Raw genomic sequence first — 24,743 nt, 5'->3', positions numbered from 1 at the left:
TATTATCGAATGGCTTACACAGAAAAAAAATAAGCCATCTAGAAATTCAGTTCAGTCTTTATCCCGCCATATCAAAGTTGCCATACGACCGGTTTCAGACTCCCTGCGGTAGGAAAAAAACTTCTCAGGTTCTGACATTGTGCAGAGCCCCCCACCGTACACCTCGCGAATCCCCAGCTCTGCCAACTCCGCGCGAGCCAGGGCGTAGATATCTGTTAAAAAGTGCAGTGGTTTCTTAGTGTGTGGGCGGAAACAGCTAGCGATTTTTTCTGTGTGTCGACTGCTAATTGCATTTTCAAAGAATGCCTCGAGGACATCGATTCCGGTTTCAAAGGCCTCCGGACCAATCGCTGGGCCCAACCAAACGATCAACTCCTCAGGATCACACTTCATCGCGCGTACGGTGTTGCGCAATATACCACCGGCCAATCCGCGCCACCCGGCATGGGCTGCTGCTACACGGGTACCACTCTTATCGCATAGCAAAACAGGCAAACAGTCTGCGGTTAGCACGGCACAGACAACACCTCTTTTCATGCTAAAGCAGGCATCTGCGGTTCGAACTAAGGCGTCATCACTTGCCTCGACTACCTTGTCGCTATGGATTTGCTCCAGCCACTGCGGTTCTGAGGGCAGCTCAAGCTCCCCTCTCAACTGTTGGCGATTGGCAGTAACAGCTGACTCCTTGTCCCCCACGTGAGCAGCCAGGTTAAAGGAGGAGAAATGGCCACAACTTTGGCCCCCAGTGCGTAGCGTCGTCGCCGCCCTCACCCCTGCGGGTGCGGGCCAATCGGGTATAAGGTAGTGGTTACTTGGCATTGAGATATCTTGCTTTGCGAAATTGTCCTTTCGAGAACCGGCGATAGGTACTCAGGCGAATTTATAACCGGTACTTCAAGGCTCATCAGCGCGCAACTGATCGAGCAGTGCTTGCATGTCAGCAGGCATTGGCGCACACCAATGCATGTCCTGTCCACTGGTGGGATGTACTAGAGCTAGTTCAGCCGCATGCAGAGCCTGCCGAGGGAAGCTCTGGAGAGCTTCAACAAGGTCTGCCGAGGCCTCTGGAGGCAACTTTGGGCGGCCTCCGTAGAGTGGATCTCCCACGAGCGGGTGCCTGATATGGGCCATGTGTACCCGAATCTGATGAGTACGACCGGTTTCCAGCTTGCAGCGTAAGAGCGTGTAAGCGCTGTAACGCTCCTGTACACGATAATGAGTGATCGCCTCTTTGCCGCCAAAGTCCAAAACAGCCATCTTGAGACGATTTTGACGATGCCGACCGATGGGCGCATCAACACGACCCGCAGTGGTGATATATCCTTGGACCAAGGCATCATACTGTCGACTCACCGTTCTCTGCTTTAATTGATCCACGAGATGGGTCTGAGCGGCCAAAGTCTTAGCCACAACCATCAGGCCACTGGTGTCCTTATCCAGCCGGTGAACAATACCGGCTCGGGGTATCAGCTCCTGGGCTGGATTGTGATGAAGCAGGCCATTGAGCAGAGTGCCGTCGGGGTTACCGGCAGCGGGGTGGACTACGAGGCCCGCGGGCTTATTGACCACCATCAGGCAGTCATCTTCGTACATAATATTGAGGTCGAGGTCCTGGGCAGCCCAGCTACCTTGGGGTTCCAGCTCTGCGCGAAGCTGGATAAGCTCGCCGCCAAAGAGCTTTTCCTTGGCCTTAGCTGGGGCTCCGTTTAAGGTGAGCTGGCCGCCTTTGATCCACGATTGGAGGCGCGCGCGCGAAAAATCGGGAATTAATTCGGCTGCGGCCTGGTCTAAGCGTCGACCAGCCATATTGGCAGGAACTTGGATATCTAGTTTTAGGTGTTCAATCATCAATCAATTGCAAATACTTTGGGCAGCTCCGCGACTGTGGTTAAATGTCCGACGCGCCAGGTTAATACTGGTGGGTAGTTTAATAAGGTAGAGTGTAAGAATGATAGAGCGAGGGGCTATGCAGACCTGGAAAATGCTGTGGCTGGCCTTGGTGTCCGCAATATTGGTTGCCTGCGCCAACACAGATGATTCGGAAGTGGGCCTACCCACAGGTTCACGTACAGAGCAGGCATACTACGAGATGGCCCAGCGACAGCTGCGAACCAGCCAGTGGGATCTTGCCATCAGAAACCTGCGAGCCCTGGAAGACAACTTCCCATTCGGCAACTACGCGGAACAGGCTCAGCTTGAGCTGATCTATGCCTACTACCGCAACTATGAAAACGATGCTGCTATCGCCGCTGCAGACCGCTTTATCCGCCTACACCCCCAGCACCGCAATGTCGACTACGCCTACTACATGAAGGGCCTGTCCTCCTTTACTGAGGGCACAGGCCTTTTCGAGCGCTTTATGCCTACCGACTTGACCAGTCGCGATCCAGGATCGGCTCGAGAGTCATTCGCTTATTTCTCCCAGTTAATGGCCCGCTACCCTGAAAGCCGCTACGCTCCAGACGCGCAAAAGCGCATGATCCACTTGCGTAACCTGCTGGCCCGCTATGAAGTTCACGTGGCTAACTACTACTTTAAGCGCGGCGCCTACCTCGCAGCAGCCAATCGCGGTCGCTACATTGTGGAAAACTTCCAGCAGACACCCGCAATCCCCGATGCCCTGGCAGTTATGGTTCAAGGTTACCATTTGATGGAAATGCAAGATCTCGAGGCTAATGCCCTGGATGTACTGCGCAATAACTATCCAAAGCACCCCGCTTTTAACGAAGATGGCACTTTCAACTACGACTTTTACAAAGGTCCGAGCGGCCGCAGTCTAGTGCACAGGGTTACCCTGGGCCTGTTTGAAAAATCTGACCCGCGGGGCTTTGACAGCCGGGAACTCTATAATCCCGAATACAACCGGGACGAGACTCCCCTGCCTCCAGAGCTTCTGTAACTTATCACTTGAAAATATAAACGGCGCCATTCGGCGCCGTTTATATTTTCAGGATAGCTAGTCACCCAGCTTCCAGCCATTGGTGATGGGATAACGGCGATCCCTTCCAAATCCGCGTTCAGAAATACGCACCCCGATGGCTGCCTGGCGCCTCTTGTACTCATTGCGTCCCACTAACCTGACCACACGCTCTACATCCTCTCTCTGGAAGCCACGCTGAATGATTTCCTCAGCGCTGTGGTCTTGATCAACATAGAGGTTGAGAATTTGGTCCAGGATCTCATAAGGTGGAAGGCTGTCAGAATCCACTTGGTCTGGGGCCAGCTCAGCACTGGGAGGGCGAGTAATGACCGTTTCAGGAATCACTTCAGAAATTGTGTTGCGGTAACGGGCCAGCTCGAATACCAATACTTTGGGAACATCCTTCAGGGCATTGAATCCGCCTACCATATCCCCGTATAAGGTCGCGTAACCAACGGCCATCTCACTCTTGTTACCGGTGGTCAGGACCATCGCGCCCTTCTTATTGGAGATAGCCATCAAAAGAACACCACGAGAGCGGGCCTGCAGGTTCTCTTCAGTGGTATCCCTCTCACTGCCAGCAAATTCTTCAGCGAGAGCGCCCATAAACGAATCAAAGATGGGCTCGATACTAATTTCCCGATAGTGAACCCCCATTCTTTCCGCCTGATCGGCCGCATCGCCTTTACTCAGATCCGAGGTATAGCGAAACGGCATCATTACCGCCTCAACACGCTCTTTACCCAGCGCATCGACCGCAACTGCCAATGTAAGAGCTGAGTCAATTCCACCCGACAACCCCAGTACAACACCATTAAAACCATTTTTATTAACGTAGTCGCGCACCCCGAGTACCAGGGCTTGGTACACGGAAGCCAAATCGCCGCGAGGAGAAGCAATTTCTCCAGGGAGTACCGTCAAATCCTGTCCCTGCAAAGATATGGAAGCTGGCAACAACTGCTCTGTAAACTCCTCAGCCCTGGCACATACCTCTCCCTCAGCGTCAACAACGATTGAGCCACCGTCAAAAACCAGCTCGTCCTGACCACCGCACCAGTTTACATAGGCAATGGGGACCCCGGCATTCTTTGCCTGCCTGGAAACCAATTCCAGCCTCTGTTGAGCCTTGCCTCGATGGAAAGGTGATGCATTGATGTTGAGAATCAACTTGGCTCCAGCATCGACTGACTGCTTGATGGGCTCTGGAAACCAAATATCCTCACAAACACTCAGCCCCACAGGAACTCCCTTGATATGCACTACACAGGGAGATTTACCCGGCTTGAAGTAACGCTTTTCATCAAAGACCTGATAGTTAGGCAGCTTCTGTTTGGCATATTCTGCGATTAACTCTCCCTCAACTATGACCCCCGCCATATTGAACATAACGCCATCGAGCAACTTGGGGTAACCCACAACAATGGCGCAGGGCAGTTCTGCAACTTTGAGCTGATCCAATGCCGCATCAATACGAATCTGCATACTGGGGCGCAACAACAAGTCTTCAGGAGAGTAGCCGCACAGGGTCAGCTCCGGGAAAAGTACCAAGTCAGCACCCAGCTCCTGGTACGCTCGGCGCGCAATTTCTATCACCTGCTTGGTATTCCCTGGAATATCTCCCACCAGGGAATTGATTTGTGCCAGCACTAACTGCAAAGTAGACATCGTTGAACCTCGGACAAGACAGGCCGCTATTGTAACCCCATCGGGGTAACAACAGCAGCGGCTCACCACTACAAGAATACCGGGCATCTATAGTGAGCAGTTCCCAGACATCCCCACAGCAGCATCACGAACTCCTTCGAATTAGCTCAATTTACCGAGTTGCAATAGCTTTAGTTTTACTAGGAGTATTTTTCTCAGATTTTGGCAAGGGCTCGTTAGGTGGAAAGTTCCCTTCACTTTTCATATACACCGCTACTACCTATGCTTTGCTCAATGTAGGTTGGCTGCTATTTCTGCGCCAAAAGTCCTATTATATGAGTACCGGTCAAATAGGCATGGTATTAGGATGTGATGTCCTAGTATTTCTATTCCTCATAGAGGCCAGTGGCGGCCTTAACTCTGGACTGGGTTATCTGCTTCTTATCAGTTGCTCTATTGGTGCAATCCTCCTCGACAGGCGCCTCAGTGCATTTTTTGCGGCAATTGCCAGCTTAGGTGTCATTGGACTGCAGGTATTTCACCTTCTCTCAGGGGCTGGTTCCAGCAAGGATATCGTTTCTGCCGGGGGACTAGGCTTACTACTGTTTGTCACAGTTAGTGTTATACAGTATCTATCTGAGCGGATTCGTAAAGCAAATGTACGTGCAGATCAACAAAGCAGGCAGGCCGCACATCTTCAACGTCTAGCGCAGCAAATCATAGAGCGAATGAGTACTGGAGTGCTTGTAGTAGGACCATCATTCGAAGCAGAATTGATGAACCAAGCTGCTAAGCGCCTTTTGGGAAATCAACTATGCGCTGAAGAAAACCATTATGTAGAGTTGCGGCAAAAGGTTCAGGAGTGGCGCAACCAAAACAATTACAATAATGCTTTGATTTCTGCGAAAAATGGGGGGGAGCTACATATAACTTTTTCAGAACTACGCCACGATACACGTAGCAGTACCTTAGTTTTTTTAGAAGATAATCACAAGTTAGCCCAGGCTGCTCAAAAGCTAAAATTAGCATCGCTTGGCCAACTTACAGCCTCTATTGCGCATGAGATACGTAATCCATTAGCCGCTATCAAGCATGCAGCGCAACTACTATCTGAATCACCCCAAATACCATCAGAAGAGCATCAGCTTACTGAAATAATCTGCCGCCAAAGTTTGCGTATCAACCAGATCGTGGAAAATGTAATGCAGCTCTCAAGAAGAAGGGCTAGCTCAACCGAAAAGCTCGATTTAGGGAATTGGCTAGAGCAGTTTGTAATGGATTTTCGCACTGGAAAAAACGGCAGTATCATTGAGCTAGACATATCAGAGCAAGCCCTACCAATAGAGTCCGATCCGGGACAATTAGCGCAAGTAGTCACTAACTTAACGGATAATGCTCTTCAGCATTCGAAGCTTGCCAAAGGGGCAGGACACGCTACTCTCTGCGCCTATTACAGCAAGGAACGTAACTGCACGATACTTGATGTTAAAGATCTAGGCCCAGGAGTTCCAGATCAATACATTGATCAAGTGTTTGAACCGTTTTTTACTACTGGTAAGAATGGAAGCGGACTGGGTCTCTACATCGCTCGAGAACTTTGTGAGTCCAACAAGTTAAGCCTTTATCACTGCAGAAGTGATGACGACAAAAGCTGTTTCAGGATAGAGTTTGCTCACAGCTACAGTGTAAATTGATCTGACTCAGTAACTTTTTCCAACATATAAGCCAATATTCCTATGAAGTTTCTGACATAATAATTACCCGGCACACCGCCAACTGATCTCAACACAACAAGAAAGAACAAAGAAAAAATGCGACCTCTGGCACTGGTTGTCGATGACGAACCGGATATCTGCAACTTAATAAGTCTTACCCTCCAACGTATGGGCATCAGTTGCCATACCTCTGGGAGTACTTCCGAGGCTCAAAGTCTACTCAACGAAAACAACTACGATTTCTGCCTTACAGACTTACGCCTGCCTGATGGGGACGGCTTACAACTTGTGGAATATGTACAAAGTAGTATCAACTATGAGCTCCCTATCGCTGTTATCACTGCACATGGCAACATGGATACTGCCATCAACGCCCTAAAGCTTGGCGCCTTTGACTTTGTTAGTAAACCCGTGGACCTAGAACGCCTACGGAATCTAGCTCATTTAGCTATAAAACTAAGTAATTGCTCTAGAGATGAAAAAGAGAAGAGGCATGAAGAGCTTCTGCATGGTGAGTCGCCAATTATGCAAAAGCTCAGGGATAAAATAAAAAAAGTCTCTAAAAGCGAAGCTCCTGTATACATAAGTGGTGAATCTGGTTCTGGGAAGGAATTAGTAGCACGATCAATACACTTACAAGGGCCACGTGCCGAAAAACCCTTCGTTCCTATCAACTGTGGGGCCATCCCATCGGAGCTTATGGAGAGCGAGTTTTTCGGACATAAAAAAGGAAGTTTTTCCGGTGCGCATAAAGACAAACATGGACTATTTCAAGGTGCGGAAGGCGGAACGCTTTTTTTAGATGAAGTGGCCGACCTCCCTTTAGAAATGCAAGTCAAATTATTGAGGGCTATCCAGGAAAAGCATATCCGCCCCATTGGTTCCAATCAAGAAGTCCCTATTGATATTCGTATTCTTAGTGCCACTCACAAAGACCTAAACAAAGAGGTAGCCGAAGGAAGGTTTCGGAGTGATCTTTTCTATCGGATTAATGTCATAGAAATTTTAGTCCCACCACTGCGTAATAGATTAGAAGATATACCCTTACTTATTGACTTAATCACGAAACGTTTAGCCAATAATGGCGGGATAACCCCCCCTGCAATATCTCATGAGGCGCTAGTAGCCTTACAAGATTACTCTTTTCCAGGAAATGTACGCCAGCTAGAGAATATTCTTGAGCGAGCAATCACCCTGTCAAATCAAAAAGTTATTCAACTGGAAGATTTATCATTAGAGAGTAATAAACAAGTAGCAATAACTCATTTACCTGACCACCAACAGGAGAAAGCAAGTCAACATGCTACTTGCAATCAGTTTGATCCAGCTAACCACGTTTCACTTGATTGCTTTCTACAGGAAGTTGAAAAAAATATTATCGAAGAAGCATTACTTAAAACTCGCTGGAATAGGACCGCCGCAGCAGAGAAACTTGGTATTAGCTTTCGTTCATTAAGGTATCGACTTAAAAAATTAGGTTTGGAAAGCTAGACTCCCCCCACTATGCCTGCCTAGGTGAAAATGTAATAGCTTGTGATTGTTTTTTAGACAGCCCTCTCTAAGCTAACGCCTCTCAAGGAAGAGGGCTTGTGCCGTGAAAAGAATAGAAGGGGTAACTTTCTTAGATTTAATAATTGTTATTACAATACTTGCACTTTTAGCTACGATCGCTGTTCCTATATTTAATGACTTAACCGCACAATATCGTAGCAAGGCGAAGCAGTGGGAGCTTTTTGAAATCCTGATATACATGCGGAATAAGGCATATAGCGAGAGATTAAGTTTTACTTTATGCCCATTGGGTAATAACAATACCTGCTCTAGTGACTGGTCAAATGGCGCACTAATTTTTAAAGACATGAATAGTAACGGGAGCATAGATCCAGAAGATAAAATAGATCGCTATTTTTCCCGTTTACGCAAGGGGGCAACCCTGACTTGGAAGAGCTTTAATAACAAAGGGTTCCTGATATTTCGCGCCAGTGGAACTACTCCATCACAAAGTGGAAATTTTGCATACTGTCCAACTGATGGACAAGCTCAGTTAGGTTGGATAATAATCTTAAATGCCATCGGTAGACCTTACTATGGGCAGGATAACGATGGAGATGGCATTGTGGAAAATGGAAGTGGGGACAACCTTAGTTGCCCCGAAGCTACTTAAGAGCAGGTTTTACCCCAGCATTCTTCATCTGGACTAGAGATTGTGCCATCATCATCTCTATCCCAAGCCTTCAAACCACTAGAAAACAATACAATTACACCATCACCTTGCTGAGAGTTCTTCGGTGTGGCTGTTAGCGTATAAGTACTACTCGTCGCATTTACAGTCAAATTATAAGTTTTACTATTATTATCCAGTGGCGCCTCTGATGGAAAAATGGTGGGCACACCATTGTCATCCGCTGCCCCACTATAGGAACCATTTTCTGTATAATGCTGCTCTAAGGCCTGCGCGAGACCCATCAAGGCACTCTGAGCACTAGTGCGATGAGAAGAGCGTACATGTTCCAAGTAGGACGGCCAAGCAATACCGGCTAAAATACCGAGTATTGCAATAACGATAAGCAATTCGATAAGGGTAAAACCCCTGCTTCTATTCATTTTAATTTTCACTCAAATACTGGTATGCCTAGCTTGATCAGGCATGCCACTCCATTAACTATTATTCTGGAATTATTTCTTCCCAAGACAGTCTTCCAAGCTGGCCGGCACCAGGACCATCGGTAGGCTCATAAATAGGGTTTCCATCACTCATAGGAACCCACTGACCTTTACCAATAAAACCTGATTCCCCCGGCATTTTTCCGTCGATATAAACACCAGCCGTTCCAGAATCATCCTCGTCAACTCTACCGTTACGGTCACCATCTAGTCCAGGGTCATCGCCAACCAGGCCGGTAAAGAGATTGGTTGACATCAGCCAGCCACTGCCTCCGGCGGCACACATTTGACCACTGGGAATAATTGTATTGAAATAAATTTTATTACCCTGTACTGAGCCTCGACTAATCACCCTTTCACCCCCGATCGTACCGCTACCCACTTGTAAGGGCATATACCAACCGCTCTTAGTCTCCCAGGTAAACTCTTCACCTTCGACAGTACGGATCGGTACTATACCAGTATCGTCAAGTACCAAGGTTCTAAGCTGTAAGTCACTCTCTGTTAATGAGTATTTATTATTGTCAGCAATAACATAATATGTACCAGCATTTAGATCCGTGGTATCGCCAGCAACAAGATACTGGCCAGTGCCAAATGCAACAATTAACCCAGCAGCCTCATCATTTCGCGCCAAGGCTGGTGCGGCCGTAATCGCTTTTCCCGGTGCACTAAAAAGAGGAGCATTCCCGGCTACTGCCCAATTACTAGCACTTTCATCAGAAACATCGAAAGCCCACATATTTCCACGCAGATCACCCGCATAAATTCGATCAATTGTGCCGTCTTTATTTTCATCAGCAATAGCTGGCGAAGACAAACCATTTTGATCGTTTGAGCTTCCTATCCCGGTAGATATGTATTTAAAGCTATCGCCATCTTTATCTTTACCGTCCAGGTAAACAATGAATAATCCAGCATCGCCAGAACTACTATTGTAACCATTTCCAAAAATTGCCGCCCATTTTCCATTAGGTAGGCGGCCAATCTGAGGGCGACTGAATGTAAATCCTAAGTTAGTCGCATTAGAAAACTCCCACAATACGATACTATCGGCATTATCCGCACTAAACTTGCTCGGGTCAGTCACATCTAGTGCAAAATAACCTTTGCCTCCAGCACCTAGCCCGCCGACAAGAATGCTTTTCCACTCATCATCAATATAAACGTCCCGCACTGTCGGAGTGCCATCAACATAAAATTCATGACCGTAAAACTGCGAACTTAGAGCATGTACGCCCTCTCCCGCTGTTGCGCTCAGTACTGCTGCCGGCAAATAAGCCATAATTTCTTGGCCCATATCAGCACCAGTAGACTTTGCATTAAATCCATGCAGAAATCCGTCATTTGCTCCAACATAGACCATAGGTGTTCGACTGGTATTCTTCTCTACAAAAGCCTGATAGCTGTCATTCCCAGGGAAACTTGCCTCAGACCAGCCCTCACTAGGTTTACCAACATAGATGGGTGATGAATTGACGATATCCCCTAGACGACTTTCTCTTATTCTGAATTCATCAGTTTCTCCACCTTCTCCTGCTCTATCTCCGCGCAAGTAGGCAATCCTGTCAGCAACTCTATTATCTGTGGTTCCGGAAGAGAGGGTACTGTTGATCGATAAATCGCTATTGTGTAGGGTGCCGGAACTACCTACAGCGGTGGATGTAAAAGCAGCTCCACTACCGTTCTTATAAGTGAGAATAAGCCGATCATCAATATTTTCTCGGGCGTCCAACAGCGCCCCAGCTTCCCAGCTTTCACTGGTTGCTAATGATTTACCATCTTCACTCAGCTCCCAGGCCGATAGATAGCCTCTCCACTGACCGCTGTTAAACTTCGCGTTAAACAGTAACGTATCTGATTCTAACGAGGTACTATTAAAAGATATAGTTCCGGAACTACCGGTAATGGCCCGCATGCGCTGCATAATCACATTAAAAGTATCGGCCAATCCAGAGGCGTTATTTGCAGTATAAACGCCTCCGCCGCCTAGGGCCCCTGCATTTTTCATCAGATCAGTATCTGATATACCGCCCTCGGCAAATCCGATGATATAGCTGGTAATATTATTATGGACAGGGTCACCATTTAAATCCTTTAAGTCTGGGCGCAGATCTATATCGTAAAGTGCTTTAACAACATCATCCATTTGTTCATCGGTAGTACACTTGCCTACGTTATCATTACAATCCTTATCATAGCCCGACAAAATGCTGCTAATAGAGTTGTCTAAGGTTGGCTCGCCGTCGGTAAGTGCCACCATAAAGTTCTGCTGGCAATAATATTGAATGGGCGATGAAGCTGCAGTGGGCTCAGCAATGCCGTTCCAATTAAGAATTGTCGTTGTACTTGAACCTGAAGTTTCGCCGGCAAAAATACTTCCAGCTGTCGCTTGAGCAGAAACCTCTACTTCTTCAGTTCTGGGGTCTCCATCATGATCTTCAAAGTCCACATAGGTCAATTCTGCATTGGTATACCCGGAAATAAAATAGCGGCCGACTGCGGCGAAGCTTTCTGCTAAAGGCGTAGAGCCCGCCGCACTGATATCCTTGATCTCAGAAATTAAGTCCGCCTTAGCAGTAGCAACCGTATTTTCATCGCTTAAATCAGTAAGAGCGGTGATTAATTTTGCACCGTCGACTTCCCAGTTCTTCCCACTTTGGTATGTATCATTAAACTGCATTAAGCCTACACGGACATCCGATAGCTCTTCAATCAAACTGACTGCGGCCGTTTTCATGCCGTCGGTACGCCGTTCGACCCCTAACTTGGTCCGCCTTACCGTTATGCCATCCTCCTCTAGGAATGTATCTGCCACATAGTTTCCTGAGGTGTCCTGCTTAGAAAAAAACCAGTTTAAGAAATTTCCATCCACGTCCTCAATAGAATGGTACCAGTCATTATTCACGAAATAGTCAGGCGTTGGATGGAAGTTGTTTTCATCTCCCCCCGCATACAGAAATGCATCAAAAGTATCACTGCTTTTAAAGCAATTATTATCAGTCCATGTATGCCACGTGGAACGTCTGTAAAGCTTCTTTTTCCAATAGTAACCTAAATTAAATTCAACTTCTCCCGTGGAATTGTCAACTCGAAAATAAACCTGATCATTATCTTCGTCATCTAGCGTACAACCAGACGCAATATTATCATTCTCATTATACCCTTCCGGAGGGTAAAGCATTTGCTGCATTGACCCCGATGAATCCAAAACAAACATAATATTGGGTGGGGCAGAGCCAGCAGAATAAAGAGGGATATCAGCGATTACCCCGGGAGCCGCAGAACTAGAAACTCCCGCTCCCATTAAAATTACGGCGCATAGTGGGCGCAGGGCAAAAGTAGGTTTTAACTTTTTTTTCATATTCATTGCACTGCTCACTTTGTTTCGTCAAACTCTTTAGCGTATAAGGTGACTATAACCCGCTGGGTATTGGCGATACCCTCTCCCCTGGACACAATTTTAAAAACCTCAACTACGGTGCCCTCTCCCTTGGTTTTCCCATCACTCAAATCAATATCCGCATAGTCTTCCCCCAAATCAGCCACACCGAGACGCTCTATAAACATACGTCCCTTTAAATTGTTGTCGCCATCTGCATCTTTCATCGGCACTGATTTTTCAATCGAATTAGCATCTTTCCACGTACTATTAGAAAGAAGATCGCTGGGAGCACTTCCTGTCTCGTGCAACCATGACGCGGAACCAAAATTATCCAGGTTTTCCAAGCCTTCAATATATTCTTCGCCCTGCCTGGACATGGATTCAGCGACTTCCAATGCAATCTGTGCATCGCGGGAAGCCGAGGTCATTCTCTCATTCATTAGAATTCCCCTAGCGCCTGAAATTCCGATAAGAGTTAAAACCAGCAGTATAATTAGGCTGATAACCAGCACTGCACCATTTTGCTGAGCCATGCTCCGCATTACATATTCCCCCTATTGCGTACCTTCACAGTGCTCACATAAGTTTTGCTAAGCCGGCCATCCTCAGCTGCCGATCCTGTATCAGAATCACTAATAACCGTCAACTCAAGTCTCACCCCCACAACCTGAGCCATTTCAGTATCATTGCCGGCAATACCCCAGGTATCAATAATTCCGCTATTCGTTGTGTCACGCCCATAAGTCACTTGCATGTCTCTAACACCCGGTACCAGCTCTGTTGCTCTTCCGTCTTCCAGCATAAATAGGGAATCATCAGCTACAAAAAAAGTCTTTTGATAGGGGCGTAATAATTGGGCTTCTATGCCATAAGTATCGCTAAGCTGGGCGCTTTTATTTTTTATAGTGCTGCCTTCAATATCATCCGTTGTGTGCTTTACAACTAGAACACTAGCATTTTCATCACCAGCAAGATCAGTAACTGCAAAAACATCGCCGGCCTCGCAGTTTACTACTAAAACTACATCACCCTTCGCTACAGGGCAGCTAGCCTCAATTTGTAATTCACCGCCAGAAGTGGGCGCAGTTAACCGACCAGCGCCGCCACATGAGTCTTTAGCTCCACTAAGAACGACTACATCACTCCCTGTTGCTACCGTTTTGCTTCCGACGAGAGTCCCCTCGGCAACGTTGTCCTGACCGAGCACACCACCAACTCCTACATCGGTAGCTGTACTCAGGCGATTTTCGATTTTGGTCTGATCAGCCAAGCATCCCCAGTAACCAGCTTGCCTTACTTCCCGAGAAAGCATATCCATTGCAAAGCGCCCACTTTCTTGAACTCGGGCAAATGCATTTTGCATACGAATAGCACCACTATTACTTTGAAAAATCTGAAGGACGCCCAACAATAATAGGCTACTCAATATCAAGCCGATTAATAGTTCGATTAAAGAAAGCCCTTTGTTTGTAGATATCATCTTCATAATCTACAACTCCACAGTCATTTCATAAGTCGTTTTTTTACTGGCACTTGCCCCACTCCCGTAGTCTTTACCACTATTTTGTTCACTCCAGGAAATAGTCACAGTTACTTCACCACTGTTACGGACGATTCTTCCCTCTGCGTCGGGGAGATTATCTGAAAGTAATTTTCCCCATTCGAATAAATCTAAACTGGCCATTTGTGCACTCGTACATTTAGAGGCGCAACTAGGAGTTGAATCAACTTCATCGGTGCTTGTGTCAGTGCTTGTGTCAGTGCCTGTTTCGGTGCTTGTGTCAGTGCCTGTTTCGGTGCTTGTGTCAGTACTGGGTACAGTACCGTCATACCCACCGGTTGAGAATGCGGCACTATTTGCTCGCATACGCTCAATGATTTCTTGCGCTGCAAGAGTGGCCATATAGCGATGATGAGCATTATTCCCGCTTTTTAAGCTCATAACCTGAGTCGAGGCAAGCCCCAGCAGCCCCACGGCTATAATCAATACAGAAACCAAAACCTCAACTAGCGTTGCCCCTTTCTGCTTATGCATCGTCTTCTTCCCCTGCGCTAGCTTCCTCATCAATATTACAAGCAATATTTTTGGTTAAACGAAAAGCACCCGATACAAAAAGCTCAACTTGCCTACCAAAGTTTCCTTCCCTGGCGTCACAAATACTCAGTGTTAAGGCATCTCCAATACTTGCCTCGCCCACTGCATTGAATGAAAAATTTAGTTTGGTAACAGCAGCATCTCCTTCCTTGGCCGTAATGCCCATATCTGGAAATTCAACTGCTAGAACTCTTAACTCTTCTCCAGAGTCAAACTTGCTATTCCCATTACTATCAAGCCACACTGTAAATCCATTGCCAATATCATCACTGATCGCTGTCACATTAACTTGTTCACGGCTGCGCACAGCTTCCGATCGAGCATATTGCAGCGTAGAAATCCAGTCATTGGTGGTGGTTGTAAGCCGATTCGAATCAATCAATGAACTGAATGACGGAATACCGATAGCAAGAACTATCCCTAACAAAGTGACTGAAATTAGCAATTCTATAAGTGTCAATCCACGAGCATTTACAAAGTTACTCATAATCCTTTTACTCAGAGGTCTCAATCTTCCTAAGAGTAACATCTCCACATTCAATAAGGCTGTCTTAGGAAAGGCATCAGATTAATGTACCTTCCATCTCTTCTCATCTCGCTAGTAAGAACTAGATAACGAGCCAAGCGTTACAGTGTATGTATATCAATATACGTGCAGAATTAAAGCGAACTATTTTCAGTTTCTATCAAGAGCCGATAAACGGTAATAGAAAAGCGACAAAGGGTGGGATAAGGAGGGAGTAAGAATAGTAAAAGGAGCTGCGACTTAACGCAGCTCTTTAGGTAGGGAGAAACGTATATTCTCAGCCCTTCCATCCATTTCTTCTGGAAGGCTTGCACCAAGTTGTTGCAATCGGCTAACGACTCCCTGCACCAAAATTTCTGGTGCTGAGGCCCCGGCTGTGATCCCTATAGCCGCCTTACCCTGAAGCCAATCTGCATTGATATCATCTGCACCATCGATCAATTTAGCAGTAGCACCACAGCGTTCAGCGAGTTCACGCAGGCGATTGGAATTAGAGCTATTCGGGCTACCAACAACAAGAACCAGGTCACTCTCCAGAGCTAACTGTTTCACTGCATCCTGGCGGTTCTGGGTTGCGTAACAGATATCATCTTTTCGAGGCCCACGGATTTCAGGGAAGCGCACTCTCAGAGCATCAATGACTCGAGCAGTATCATCCATGGATAATGTTGTCTGAGTGACATAGGCGAGATTGCTTTCGTCTTTAACGGTTAACTTACTAACATCCTCTTCGTCTTCAACCAGGTAGATGGCACCGCCAGCAGAGTTGTCATACTGCCCCATTGTGCCCTCCACTTCCGGGTGCCCAGCGTGGCCGATAAGTATGCACTCAGCACCGTCGGTGCTGAACTTACTCACTTCAATATGCACCTTGGTAACCAGCGGGCAAGTAGCATCGAATACACGCAGGCCGCGCTCTTCAGCTTCGCGCTGCACAGCTTTTGAAACACCGTGAGCACTGAAGATAACGATAACATCATCGGGCACTTCATCGAGTTCATCGACAAAGACCGCACCTCGCTCTTTCAGGCTCTCCACCACAAATTTATTGTGCACCACCTCATGGCGGACATAGATCGGCGCACCAAATACATCCAGGGCACGATTCACAATATCAATTGCCCGGTCAACACCGGCACAAAAGCCCCGAGGGTTAGCCATTCGGATTTGCATGTCTACTTCAGCACCCTACTTGCTACAAAGGGGGAACCCCGACCCTATTGGATCGAGTCCACCGCAATAATTTTCACATGGAAATTTAAGGTTTGACCGGCCAATGGATGATTAAAGTCGACAGTAACATCGTCCTCACCAATCTCACTGATTACTCCGGGGAGTTCGCCGCTGCCGTTGTCAAAAGAGACTACCAACCCGCGCTCCAGCTCCATATCGGGAGAAAAGGTATCCCGGCGCACCTTTTGCAGGTTTTCCGGGTTGCGCTGGCCAAACCCTATCTCCGGCGGTATCTCGATCTCAGCTTCATCTCCCGCTTTTAAACCAAAAAGCGCTTTTTCAAAGCCCGGCAGCAAACTGCCATCGCCAACACTAAAAGAGGCTGGGTCACCTTTGAAGGTTGAATCCACCTCAGTGCCATCGTCCAATTTCAGGCTAAAGTGCAGTGTCACCCGGCAGTGCTCACCGATAACGGCATTACTCATAGTTCGTTAAACTTCCACGTTATTTTTTGCTTTGCCACTTTCTTTTTCCGCAAAAAAAAGCAGTTCAATCACCAGCATTGCAGCGCCGATACTAATTCCCATATCCGCCACATTGAATACCGGGAAGTGCCAGTTGCCGTAATAGACCGAAATAAAATCCCTTACGTAACCCAGCAGCACTCGATCCCAAAGGTTGCCCAAGGCCCCCCCCAGAATTAGCGCCAGGGCACAGGGTTCCCAGCGCTTTGTTGCCGGCAAGCGCCATAGCCAAACACTGACAACAACGCTAAATACAAAGGCAATAATTCCGAAAAACCACCGCTGCCATCCCCCAGCATCAGACAGGAAGCTAAAGGCAGCGCCGTAGTTTTCGGCATAAGTAAATTGCAGCAAGCCGGGAATAATTTGTATTGACGGGCCGTGCATAAACATATCCACGGCCCAGACTTTGCTGGCGATATCGAGGACAACCACCACCAGCGCCAGCCAGTACCAGCGCCATGGATGCCCCCAAACAGGGTTGGAACTAGGCATAGTGCCTCACTTCTCCTTCACCAGAAACGTTTTCCACACAGCGCTCACAAATGTCTGGATACTCTGCTGATACACCCACATCGGCGCGGTAATGCCAACAGCGCGCACACTTGGGGTGATCCACTTTGCTTATGCTGACTTTCAATCCTTCCAGCTCTGTGGATTCTGCACCGGCAGCATCGCTGAGTGGCTGTACAGAAGTGGAGGAGCAAATCAAAACAAAGCGCAACTCGTCTTCGAGCTCCAAGAGCTTTTCGCGCAGGTCATCCTCGGCGAACAGAGTCACCGCCGCTTGCAGGGAGCCGCCAATAGCACCAGCTCCACGCTGCTCTTCAAGCACCTTGTTTACCGCAGTTTTTACTTCGGCGATGGCAGCCCAATAGTCCGCACCTTTAACCGAGTCTGCTGGCAGCTTCGGCAGCGAATACCACTCTTCAATAAAGATGCTGTCCGCTTTGGCTCCGGGAATAAACTGCCATAGTTCTTCTGCGGTAAAGCTCAGGATAGGCGCAATCCAGCGAACAAATGCCTGAACAATATGATAGAGGGCAGTTTGCGCAGAGCGGCGTGCAGTACTGTCCTCTTTGGTGGTGTATTGGCGATCTTTGATGATATCCAGGTAGAAGCCACCCATTTCCACGACACAGAAGTTATGTAACTTCTGGTAGATCTGGTGGAACTGGTAGTTATCGTAAGCCGCGATAATTTCATCCTGTAGACGCGCAGCCTTATCCAGCGCCCAGCGATCCAGCGCCAGAAGTTCACTTTCCGGCAATAAATCTTTTTCCGGGTCAAACCCAGCCAGGTTGGACAGGAAGAAACGAGCCGTATTGCGCAAGCGACGGTAAGAGTCCGCTGTGCGTTTCAGGATCTCATCGGAAACCGCCATTTCACCACTGAAGTCTGTGGCGGAAACCCAAAGGCGTAATACATCTGCACCCAACTTGTTGATTACATCCAGTGGTGCAACGGTATTGCCGATGGACTTGGACATTTTCCGTCCCTGTGCATCTACCGTGAAACCGTGAGTCAACACTTGCTTATAAGGGGCACAATCGTTGATAGCGATGGAGGTCTTCAGTGAAGACTGGAACCAGCCTCGGTGCTGATCAGAGCCCTCAAGGTACAGATCTGCCGGGAAACGCAGGCCGTTGCGGCGCTCCAGTACGGCGTAATGAGTCACACCTGAATCGAACCAGACATCCAGGGTGTCGGTAACCTTTTGATATTGGCCTGCCTCATCTCCCAGAAGCTCCTGCGGGTCCAAGTCAAACCAAACGTCCATACCCTCGGCGTCGACCTTTTCAGCCACTTTGTCCATCAAAGCGGGAGTGTCCGGGTGGATTTCATGGGTCTCTTTGTGAACAAACAAAGCGATGGGCACGCCCCAGGTACGCTGGCGGGAAATACACCAATCCGGGCTGCCGTCGAGCATGGCATCGATACGAGCCTTGCCCCAACCGGGGATCCACTGAACTTCATCCGCTGCCTTCTGTGCATTCTCCAGAAGGTCATTCTGCTGCATGCTCACAAACCACTGCGGAGTTGCGCGGTAAATAAGCGGCGTCTTGGTGCGCCAGCAGTGAGGGTAGCTGTGCTCCATCTTACCCTGGTGCAGAAGTACTCCGCGCTCCTGTAACAGGGCCACGATTTTGTCGTCCACCTTGTAGACGTGTTCACCGGCAAACAGCGGTACCATATCGCGGTATACGCCATTGTCATCGATATAGTTCAGGGTATCGATGCCGTAGCGCTTGCCCACCTGGAAGTCATCGGGACCATGGTCCGGCGCAGTGTGTACACAGCCTGTACCTGCATCAGTGGTGACATGGTCGCCGAGGATCATCGGCAATTGCTTCTCGTAGAAAGGATGGTTTAGCTTCAGGTGCTCCAAGGCGGCACCGCGAATACGGCCTACCACTTCACCTTCGAGCCCCGCCTTCTCCAATACGGCATCCTTGAGTGCTTCGGCAACGAGCAATCGGCGCTCAGCCGTTTGCACCACAACATATTCCAGCTCAGCATTGACAGAAACCGCTTGGCTGGAAGGAAGCGTCCAGGGGGTTGTGGTCCAGATAACAACGGATAGGGGGCCTTCACCCGCGTGCCCACCTGCCGCATCGGCGATAGCCAGGGATGTCTCTTCCGTCGCCGGATAGCAAACGTAAATGGAGTAGGAGGTTTTATCCTGATACTCCACTTCTGCTTCCGCCAGAGCTGATCCGCCCACAACGCTCCAGTACACAGGCTTGAAACCCCGTGCCAAATGGCCATTTTTGACCACTTGCCCAAGCGCTCGGATGATATCGCCTTCAAATTGGAAATCCATGGTGCGGTAGGGATTGTCCCATTCACCGAACACCCCCAGGCGAATAAAGTCTTTCTTCTGTCCGTCCACCTGCTTGGCTGCGTATTCGCGGCACTTCTGGCGGAAAGTTTTGTGATCCACCTTTACGCCAGCCTTGCCAATCTTTTTCTCGACGCGGTGCTCAATCGGCAGGCCGTGGCAGTCCCAGCCAGGCACATAGGGAGCGTCAAAACCGCTCAGGGTTTTCGACTTGATAATAATATCTTTGAGAATCTTGTTGACCGAGTGACCTATGTGAATATCCCCGTTGGCATAGGGAGGACCGTCGTGCAGGATAAACTGCTCGCGCCCCTCCCGCGCTTCGCGGATTTTTTCGTAGAGCTTGGTTTCCTGCCACTTCTTTAAAATAGCCGGCTCGCGCTGGGGCAGATTGCCGCGCATAGGAAAGTCGGTCTCAGGCAGGTTTAAGGTCACTTTATAATCAGTCATTGGATGTCTACTTCAGCTCTAGTAGAGAATAATTCATCGTCTATACACCGGTTAGTGTCCCTTGGGGTTTTGCACAAACCAGTCTTTAGCATCGTCAATATCCTGAGCGATGCGGGCTTTGAGGATTTCCAGGGAGGCAAACTTCTCTTCATTGCGAAGTTTGTGGCAAAACTCTACCGCTAGTTCTTTCCCGTAGAGGTTGCCATCAAAATCAAACAAGTTGACTTCCAGTAGTGGCCGGGCGCCCTCTCCCTCAACTGTCGGGCGAAACCCCACATTGGCAACACCGTCAATTTCCGGCCGCCCAGCTGCGAGTTCACTTCCATTCGCGGCTTTGGTGCGAACGGTGTAAACGCCAACCAGCGGGGAGCGGTAGCGGTGCAAACGCACATTGGCTGTGGGAGCACCCAGTTGCCGGCCCAAGGCGCGGCCGGGGGCAACCCGTCCGGTAATACTGTAAGGGCGCCCGAGTAAGGCCTCGGCCAACTCAAACTCGCCCCGCTGCAAGGCTTCGCGAATGCGGGTGCTGCTCACCCGGGCTCCGCGAATCTCAAGCGTAGCCGTGTCTTCCACCGTGAATCCATTTTCGGCCCCGGCGCCCTGGAGGAATTGATAATCGCCACTGCGATCACAGCCGAAGCGGAAATCGTCTCCCACCACCAAATGGCGGATTCCAAGGCCGTCCACCAGAATACGGCGCACAAAGGCATCGGCACTCAGGTTGCGTAACTTCTCGTTAAACTGCAAACACAGCACCCGGTCGGCACCAGCATCAAATAGCGCCAATACCTTCTCTTTAAAGCGCATCAGACGCGCGGGCGCCCTTTCCCCAGAGAAGAACTCATGTGGCTGGGGCTCAAAGATAATCGCCACCGAGGGCAGATCATGTTCCTGCGCGCGTTGCTTGAGCTGCGCAATAATCGCCTGGTGACCGAGGTGTACACCGTCGAACGAGCCGATTGTCGCCACGCTTCCCCGGTGGCGGGGGCGCAGGTTGTGCAACCCGCGAATTAGTTCGCGCTCCTGGGCCAAAGCGATTTTCCCATCCTCATAAAATCGAGCCGCACAGTATAGCGGATTCCCACTGGGCGGCCAGAGGCCATATTTATCCAGATATGCCCACTTAATAAACTAACTTGTGGCGCGGAAGTGGCGGGGGCGCAATCCTGAAACCAGTAAAACGGACAGATAGGTCGCTCCCCCAGCAGCTACGATTAGCCCCATACGCCAGGCGCGGTCATACCAGGCCCATTCACTCCACTGTGACCACAAGTGCAGGGCCCCGAGCAAAATCGCAACCATCGCCAAATTCGCCAGAAGCAACCTTACCAGGTAAGTGCCCCAACCAGCCTCAGGTTTATAGACATCATCTCGACGCAAGCCTTTATAGAGGAGCCAGGCGTTAATAGCGGCCTGACAAGCCGTAGCCAGCGCCAGGCCCATATGGCCGAGTTTGAAGTAGTAGTTAAGCGGTATCACAAACAGCAGGCTCAACACCATTTTGGCCGAGATAGCGATTAAACCAAAGCGCACTGGGGTATAGGTATCCTGGCGGGCAAAATAGCCCGGCGCCAGCACTTTAATCAGCATAAACGCCAACAGCCCCATGGCATAAGCGCGCAGGGACCAGGCGGCCATTTGCATATCGCGCGGCTGCATCTGCCCATACTGAAAAAGGGTTGTCAGGAGCGGCTCAGCCAGTACCACCAAGGCTACAGAAGCGGGCAGAGAAATTAGTGTGACACTGCGCAAAGCCCAGTCGAGGGTATGACGGAACCGGCGAGGATCTCCGTCAGTGTGCTGACGCGACAAGCTCGGCAGAATTACCGTGGCCACTGCAACCCCAAACACCCCCAAGGGCAGCTCGGTGAGCCGGTCGGAAAAATAGAGCCAGGAAACACTGCCGCTGGGCAGGAATGAAGCCAGCAGAGTGTCCATCACCAGGCTGATCTGAGTCACTGACACACCAAAAATCGCCGGCGCCATCAGGCGTAAAATTTTACGCACTCCTTTGTGCTGCCAATCCCACTTAGGGCTAGGCAGCAAACCTTCACGAGCGAGAAAAGGCAGTTGAAACAGCAGCTGCACCACCCCCGCAACAAAAACGCCCCAAGCCAGCGCCATAATTTGCGGATCAAACCAGCTGGTAGCAACAGTCGCCGCAGCAATCAAAACCAGGTTGAGCATCACCGGGGTAAGCGCCGGAATCGCGAAACGATCGAAAGTATTGAGTATTGCCCCGGTAAATCCCGCCAGGGAAATCAGCATTAAATAGGGAAAGGTGATCTGCAACATATCGGTAGCGAGATCGAACTTCTCACGCTCACTGCCGTCCCACCACCAACCAAAAGCAAAAATACCCGTAACTAGTGGAGCGCAGAGAACACCAAACAGAGTAACCAACAAAAGTACGCCGCCAAGAGCGCCCGCAACCCGGTCATTTAACTCACGCGCAGCCGCTTTACCGCCCTTTTGACGGTATTCGGCCAGTACCGGTACAAAGGCCTGGGCAAATGCCCCTTCGGCAAATAGACGGCGAAAAAAGTTGGGAATCTTGAATGCGACAAAAAAGGCATCGGCAGCATCGCCCGCACCGGCAAAGCGGGCCAGCGCCACGTCGCGAACCAACCCGGCCACTCGCGACAGCATAGTGGCAGCACCGACAACGGAACTGCCCCGCAGCAATCTGGAAGCACCAGATTTTTCGACTGCCTGTTCCTGAGCTGGGGATGACTGCGACAAAACTCGGACTCCTGGCGAAAATTGAAATTTGTTGGCCGGCAAGTCTACCCCAAAACCTGGGGATATATGGGCTCCTCTACAGAGCTGAGGCCCTGCGACTGCGGGACCGCGAGCCTATACTAAGAGCGAGCTAGTCGCGCCACCCAAGGAGCTGGTGGTGCGGGGAGAGAAGGGATGACCATTAGTGCTTTGATTATTGCCCTGGTTCTGGCAATTGTGCGGTACATAGCAGCTGTTGATGGCCCCAGCCCCGTCTGTCCATCCATCCCCTGCTATAACTGCGGTCGCCCAGCCCCTTCCAGCTTCCGAGCTGGGTTTCGGAGCGATCGCCATATTTCGCCACAATTGAGCCGCAGTTGGTCATAGCTGCGCCACGCCAGCGCCTCCTTGGAGCTTTTTAATAACACTCAAACGGGCCACAACAGAACAGGCCCACACGAGTAAGAAAAGCCGCTAAGGAGCAGAACAATGAAAAAAGTAGTGATGGCCGTCGCCCTGGGTTCTCTGATTGCCACCGGAGCCCACGCTAAGGAACAAAACGAATCCAATTTGACTCCGGCCAAGCAGGCCTCAGTCTTTACCGGCTCTGCAATTGCCGGTGCAGCATTGGGTGGGCCCGTTGGCTTTATCGCCGGAGCACTCGGCGGAGCCTGGCTCGGAGAGCAGATCAAGCAAGCAGACGAGGCAGATATGCTGGCAACACAACTGACAGAGAGCCGTGCAGAGCTCAGCAACCTGGCACAGCAATTGGATGCGGCTCAACTGTCCGCGAACGACGCCAGCCAACTGGCCCTGGATTCACTGCAATTCCAAATGCTGTTTACCACTGGGGAGGACGAGCTTCAGGAGGGCCAAATGCATCAGCTGAGTGCCATGGCTGACTTCCTTAAGCGCCACCCCCACCTGCAAATTCACCTGGAGGGACACGCAGATCCTCGCGGCAGCGACGGCTACAACAATGTACTGTCCGATCAACGCGCCCTGAGTGTGGAAGAGGCTTTGGTATCGCTGGGAGTTGATGCCTCAAGAATCAGCCGCAGCGCACTCGGCTCCACTTACTCCCAGGCAGTCCGAGGCGATGTAGACGCCTACGCCATGGAGCGCCGCGTCGACATCCGCTTCTCCCTTCCGGAGTCCATGGCGGGAAACTTCTGAGTCAAAGGGGCACGGCGGACAACAAATCCGCATATCCCTTCGCCTTCAAGCCGCACTACATAAGCGTGAGTGGATCGCAAATCCACTCACGCAACTCCAAGCTGATAGAAACCCTGTTGTATTTGCGGGCGCCTTGCGCCCGCCTTTTTGCCTAACCCCTGCAACTTCGTGCATGATTCTCCGCCAGAAAGGAATTAAGTCGGGATTTGTCATGAGTGCAACCATCGCCATTGTCGAAGATGAACGCGCTATCGCAGAAAACTACCGCGATGCTCTGCGCCGCCACGGTTACCGGGTCGATTTATACAGCGCCAGGATTGAGGCCATGGATGCTTTTCGCCAGCGGCTGCCGGACCTGGCCGTGATCGATGTTGGCCTGGGCAGCGAGGTGGAGGGCGGTTTTGAGCTCTGCCGGGAATTGCGCGCTATGGCGCCGAGCCTGCCAATATTATTTCTCACCGCCAGGGACTCAGAGCTGGATATTATTTCCGGACTGCGCCTGGGCGCTGATGATTACCTCACCAAGGATATCTCCCTACCCCATATGCAGGCGCGAATTAACGCCCTACTGCGCCGCGTTAGCGTGCTGCGCGATCAAAACGATGAAGGCGAGAGCTTAACTCAGGGAAAACTATGGCTGGATATTTCCAGGCTCCATTGCCACTGGGATGAGCAACCCGTGGACCTGACCGTGACCGAATTCTGGATTGTCCACGCCCTGGCAAAAAGGCCCGGTCACGTTAAATCCCGCAGCCAACTTATGGAAGCGGCCCGCGTAGTGCTGGATGACAACACCATCACTTCTCACGTCAAAAGAATCAGGCGCAAGTTTCAGGCGCTGGACACCGAGTTTAATGCCATAGGAACCGCCTACGGCATGGGGTATCGCTGGCAGCTGTAAACCGCCA

At 49.8% G+C, this 24,743-nt stretch carries 21 protein-coding genes; 6 read left to right on the top strand and 15 right to left on the bottom strand.

Annotated features, from left to right (window positions below; translation table 11 throughout):
• Positions 1–51: 51 nt before the first annotated feature.
• Both pgeF and rluD read right to left on the bottom strand, forming a co-directional pair.
• Positions 52–819, bottom strand: a complete 768-nt coding sequence (pgeF, locus tag ACJJII_RS09250) for a peptidoglycan editing factor PgeF (protein WP_444918942.1) — start codon at positions 817–819, stop codon at positions 52–54.
• A gap of 75 nt (positions 820–894) precedes the next feature.
• Positions 895–1,848 (bottom strand): 23S rRNA pseudouridine(1911/1915/1917) synthase RluD, encoded by a 954-nt coding sequence (gene rluD / locus ACJJII_RS09245; RefSeq protein WP_413664317.1) that lies wholly within the window; start codon positions 1,846–1,848, stop codon positions 895–897.
• Positions 1,849–1,948: 100 nt separating this feature from the next.
• Between rluD and ACJJII_RS09240 the strand changes: the two genes are divergently transcribed.
• Positions 1,949–2,899 (top strand): outer membrane protein assembly factor BamD, encoded by a 951-nt coding sequence (locus ACJJII_RS09240; protein WP_444906458.1) that lies wholly within the window; start codon positions 1,949–1,951, stop codon positions 2,897–2,899.
• Positions 2,900–2,956: 57 nt separating this feature from the next.
• On the opposite strand, the gene ACJJII_RS09235 is transcribed toward ACJJII_RS09240, so the two are convergent.
• Positions 2,957–4,585: an NAD+ synthase gene (locus ACJJII_RS09235; RefSeq protein WP_444918941.1), complete on the bottom strand. Its 1,629-nt coding sequence runs from the start codon at positions 4,583–4,585 to the stop codon at positions 2,957–2,959.
• A 92-nt stretch (positions 4,586–4,677) separates the two neighbouring features.
• Between ACJJII_RS09235 and ACJJII_RS09230 the strand changes: the two genes are divergently transcribed.
• The 3 genes from ACJJII_RS09230 to ACJJII_RS09220 all read left to right on the top strand — a co-directional run bounded on the left by ACJJII_RS09230 (position 4,678) and on the right by ACJJII_RS09220 (position 8,443).
• Entirely contained in the window at positions 4,678–6,258 is a 1,581-nt protein-coding gene (locus ACJJII_RS09230; protein ID WP_444918940.1) for a sensor histidine kinase, read from the top strand.
• A gap of 117 nt (positions 6,259–6,375) precedes the next feature.
• On the top strand, positions 6,376–7,770 hold the full coding sequence (locus tag ACJJII_RS09225) for a sigma-54-dependent transcriptional regulator (protein ID WP_444918939.1): 1,395 nt from the start codon (positions 6,376–6,378) through the stop codon (positions 7,768–7,770).
• Between the two features lie 103 nt (positions 7,771–7,873).
• Positions 7,874–8,443, top strand: a complete 570-nt coding sequence (locus ACJJII_RS09220; RefSeq protein WP_444918938.1) for a GspH/FimT family pseudopilin — start codon at positions 7,874–7,876, stop codon at positions 8,441–8,443.
• Here ACJJII_RS09220 and ACJJII_RS09215 read toward each other — a convergent pair.
• The 12 genes from ACJJII_RS09215 to murJ form a co-directional block, all read right to left on the bottom strand.
• Positions 8,440–8,883 carry a type IV pilin protein gene (locus ACJJII_RS09215; protein ID WP_444918937.1) on the bottom strand — a complete coding sequence of 148 codons (444 nt, stop codon included), beginning with the start codon at positions 8,881–8,883 and terminating at the stop codon, positions 8,440–8,442. The two genes, ACJJII_RS09220 and ACJJII_RS09215, sit on opposite strands and share 4 nt — an antisense overlap.
• A 61-nt stretch (positions 8,884–8,944) precedes the next feature.
• A complete protein-coding gene (locus tag ACJJII_RS09210) occupies positions 8,945–12,313 on the bottom strand; it encodes a pilus assembly protein (protein WP_444918936.1) in 3,369 nt (1,122 codons plus the stop codon).
• Between the two features lie 8 nt (positions 12,314–12,321).
• On the bottom strand, positions 12,322–12,861 hold the full coding sequence (locus ACJJII_RS09205; protein WP_444919270.1) for a pilus assembly PilX family protein: 540 nt from the start codon (positions 12,859–12,861) through the stop codon (positions 12,322–12,324).
• Between the two features lie 8 nt (positions 12,862–12,869).
• Entirely contained in the window at positions 12,870–13,814 is a 945-nt protein-coding gene (locus ACJJII_RS09200) for a PilW family protein (RefSeq protein WP_444918935.1), read from the bottom strand.
• Between the two features lie 3 nt (positions 13,815–13,817).
• On the bottom strand, positions 13,818–14,363 hold the full coding sequence (gene pilV / locus ACJJII_RS09195; protein ID WP_444918934.1) for a type IV pilus modification protein PilV: 546 nt from the start codon (positions 14,361–14,363) through the stop codon (positions 13,818–13,820).
• Complete coding sequence (locus ACJJII_RS09190; RefSeq protein ID WP_444918933.1) at positions 14,356–14,910, bottom strand: GspH/FimT family pseudopilin; 555 nt, start codon at positions 14,908–14,910, stop codon at positions 14,356–14,358. The genes pilV and ACJJII_RS09190 overlap by 8 nt, the downstream gene beginning before the upstream one ends.
• A gap of 279 nt (positions 14,911–15,189) precedes the next feature.
• A complete protein-coding gene (ispH, locus tag ACJJII_RS09185; protein ID WP_444918932.1) occupies positions 15,190–16,122 on the bottom strand; it encodes a 4-hydroxy-3-methylbut-2-enyl diphosphate reductase in 933 nt (310 codons plus the stop codon).
• Between the two features lie 44 nt (positions 16,123–16,166).
• Positions 16,167–16,607, bottom strand: a complete 441-nt coding sequence (locus ACJJII_RS09180; RefSeq protein WP_282934364.1) for an FKBP-type peptidyl-prolyl cis-trans isomerase — start codon at positions 16,605–16,607, stop codon at positions 16,167–16,169.
• 6 nt (positions 16,608–16,613) lie between these two features.
• Positions 16,614–17,141 carry a signal peptidase II gene (gene lspA / locus ACJJII_RS09175; RefSeq protein WP_413664305.1) on the bottom strand — a complete coding sequence of 176 codons (528 nt, stop codon included), beginning with the start codon at positions 17,139–17,141 and terminating at the stop codon, positions 16,614–16,616.
• Positions 17,134–19,938, bottom strand: a complete 2,805-nt coding sequence (gene ileS, locus ACJJII_RS09170) for an isoleucine--tRNA ligase (protein ID WP_444918931.1) — start codon at positions 19,936–19,938, stop codon at positions 17,134–17,136. Before ileS ends, lspA begins: the two co-directional genes overlap by 8 nt.
• 51 nt (positions 19,939–19,989) lie before the next feature.
• Complete coding sequence (gene ribF / locus ACJJII_RS09165) at positions 19,990–20,970, bottom strand: bifunctional riboflavin kinase/FAD synthetase (RefSeq protein ID WP_238152115.1); 981 nt, start codon at positions 20,968–20,970, stop codon at positions 19,990–19,992.
• 99 nt (positions 20,971–21,069) lie between these two features.
• On the bottom strand, positions 21,070–22,680 hold the full coding sequence (gene murJ / locus ACJJII_RS09160; RefSeq protein ID WP_108731696.1) for a murein biosynthesis integral membrane protein MurJ: 1,611 nt from the start codon (positions 22,678–22,680) through the stop codon (positions 21,070–21,072).
• A 468-nt stretch (positions 22,681–23,148) separates the two neighbouring features.
• Between murJ and ACJJII_RS09155 the strand changes: the two genes are divergently transcribed.
• Both ACJJII_RS09155 and pdsR read left to right on the top strand, forming a co-directional pair.
• Positions 23,149–23,835: an OmpA family protein gene (locus ACJJII_RS09155; RefSeq protein WP_444918930.1), complete on the top strand. Its 687-nt coding sequence runs from the start codon at positions 23,149–23,151 to the stop codon at positions 23,833–23,835.
• A 211-nt stretch (positions 23,836–24,046) separates the two neighbouring features.
• A complete protein-coding gene (gene pdsR, locus ACJJII_RS09150; RefSeq protein ID WP_108735148.1) occupies positions 24,047–24,736 on the top strand; it encodes a proteobacterial dedicated sortase system response regulator in 690 nt (229 codons plus the stop codon).
• Positions 24,737–24,743: the final 7 nt, after the last annotated feature.

The sequence above is a fragment of the Microbulbifer maximicatervae (SeqCode) genome (assembly GCF_052467825.1).
This window is presented reverse-complemented; position numbering and strand designations above follow the sequence as displayed.

Bases quoted from the DNA above. Each gene is read 5' to 3' on its own strand.
- pilV (WP_444918934.1), bottom strand. From the start codon at position 14,363: ATGCATAAGCAGAAAGGGGCAACGCTAGTTGAGGTTTTGGTTTCTGTA.
- ACJJII_RS09180 (WP_282934364.1), bottom strand. From the start codon at position 16,607: ATGAGTAATGCCGTTATCGGTGAGCACTGCCGGGTGACACTGCACTTT.
- ACJJII_RS09205 (WP_444919270.1), bottom strand. From the start codon at position 12,861: ATGGCTCAGCAAAATGGTGCAGTGCTGGTTATCAGCCTAATTATACTG.
- ileS (WP_444918931.1), bottom strand. From the start codon at position 19,938: ATGACTGATTATAAAGTGACCTTAAACCTGCCTGAGACCGACTTTCCT.
- ACJJII_RS09190 (WP_444918933.1), bottom strand. From the start codon at position 14,910: ATGAGTAACTTTGTAAATGCTCGTGGATTGACACTTATAGAATTGCTA.
- ACJJII_RS09155 (WP_444918930.1), top strand. From the start codon at position 23,149: ATGAAAAAAGTAGTGATGGCCGTCGCCCTGGGTTCTCTGATTGCCACC.
- ACJJII_RS09210 (WP_444918936.1), bottom strand. From the start codon at position 12,313: ATGAATATGAAAAAAAAGTTAAAACCTACTTTTGCCCTGCGCCCACTA.
- rluD (WP_413664317.1), bottom strand. From the start codon at position 1,848: ATGATTGAACACCTAAAACTAGATATCCAAGTTCCTGCCAATATGGCT.
- lspA (WP_413664305.1), bottom strand. From the start codon at position 17,141: ATGCCTAGTTCCAACCCTGTTTGGGGGCATCCATGGCGCTGGTACTGG.
- ACJJII_RS09215 (WP_444918937.1), bottom strand. From the start codon at position 8,883: ATGAATAGAAGCAGGGGTTTTACCCTTATCGAATTGCTTATCGTTATT.
- pgeF (WP_444918942.1), bottom strand. From the start codon at position 819: ATGCCAAGTAACCACTACCTTATACCCGATTGGCCCGCACCCGCAGGG.
- ACJJII_RS09235 (WP_444918941.1), bottom strand. From the start codon at position 4,585: ATGTCTACTTTGCAGTTAGTGCTGGCACAAATCAATTCCCTGGTGGGA.
- ACJJII_RS09200 (WP_444918935.1), bottom strand. From the start codon at position 13,814: ATGAAGATGATATCTACAAACAAAGGGCTTTCTTTAATCGAACTATTA.
- ACJJII_RS09225 (WP_444918939.1), top strand. From the start codon at position 6,376: ATGCGACCTCTGGCACTGGTTGTCGATGACGAACCGGATATCTGCAAC.
- ispH (WP_444918932.1), bottom strand. From the start codon at position 16,122: ATGCAAATCCGAATGGCTAACCCTCGGGGCTTTTGTGCCGGTGTTGAC.
- ACJJII_RS09240 (WP_444906458.1), top strand. From the start codon at position 1,949: ATGATAGAGCGAGGGGCTATGCAGACCTGGAAAATGCTGTGGCTGGCC.
- pdsR (WP_108735148.1), top strand. From the start codon at position 24,047: ATGAGTGCAACCATCGCCATTGTCGAAGATGAACGCGCTATCGCAGAA.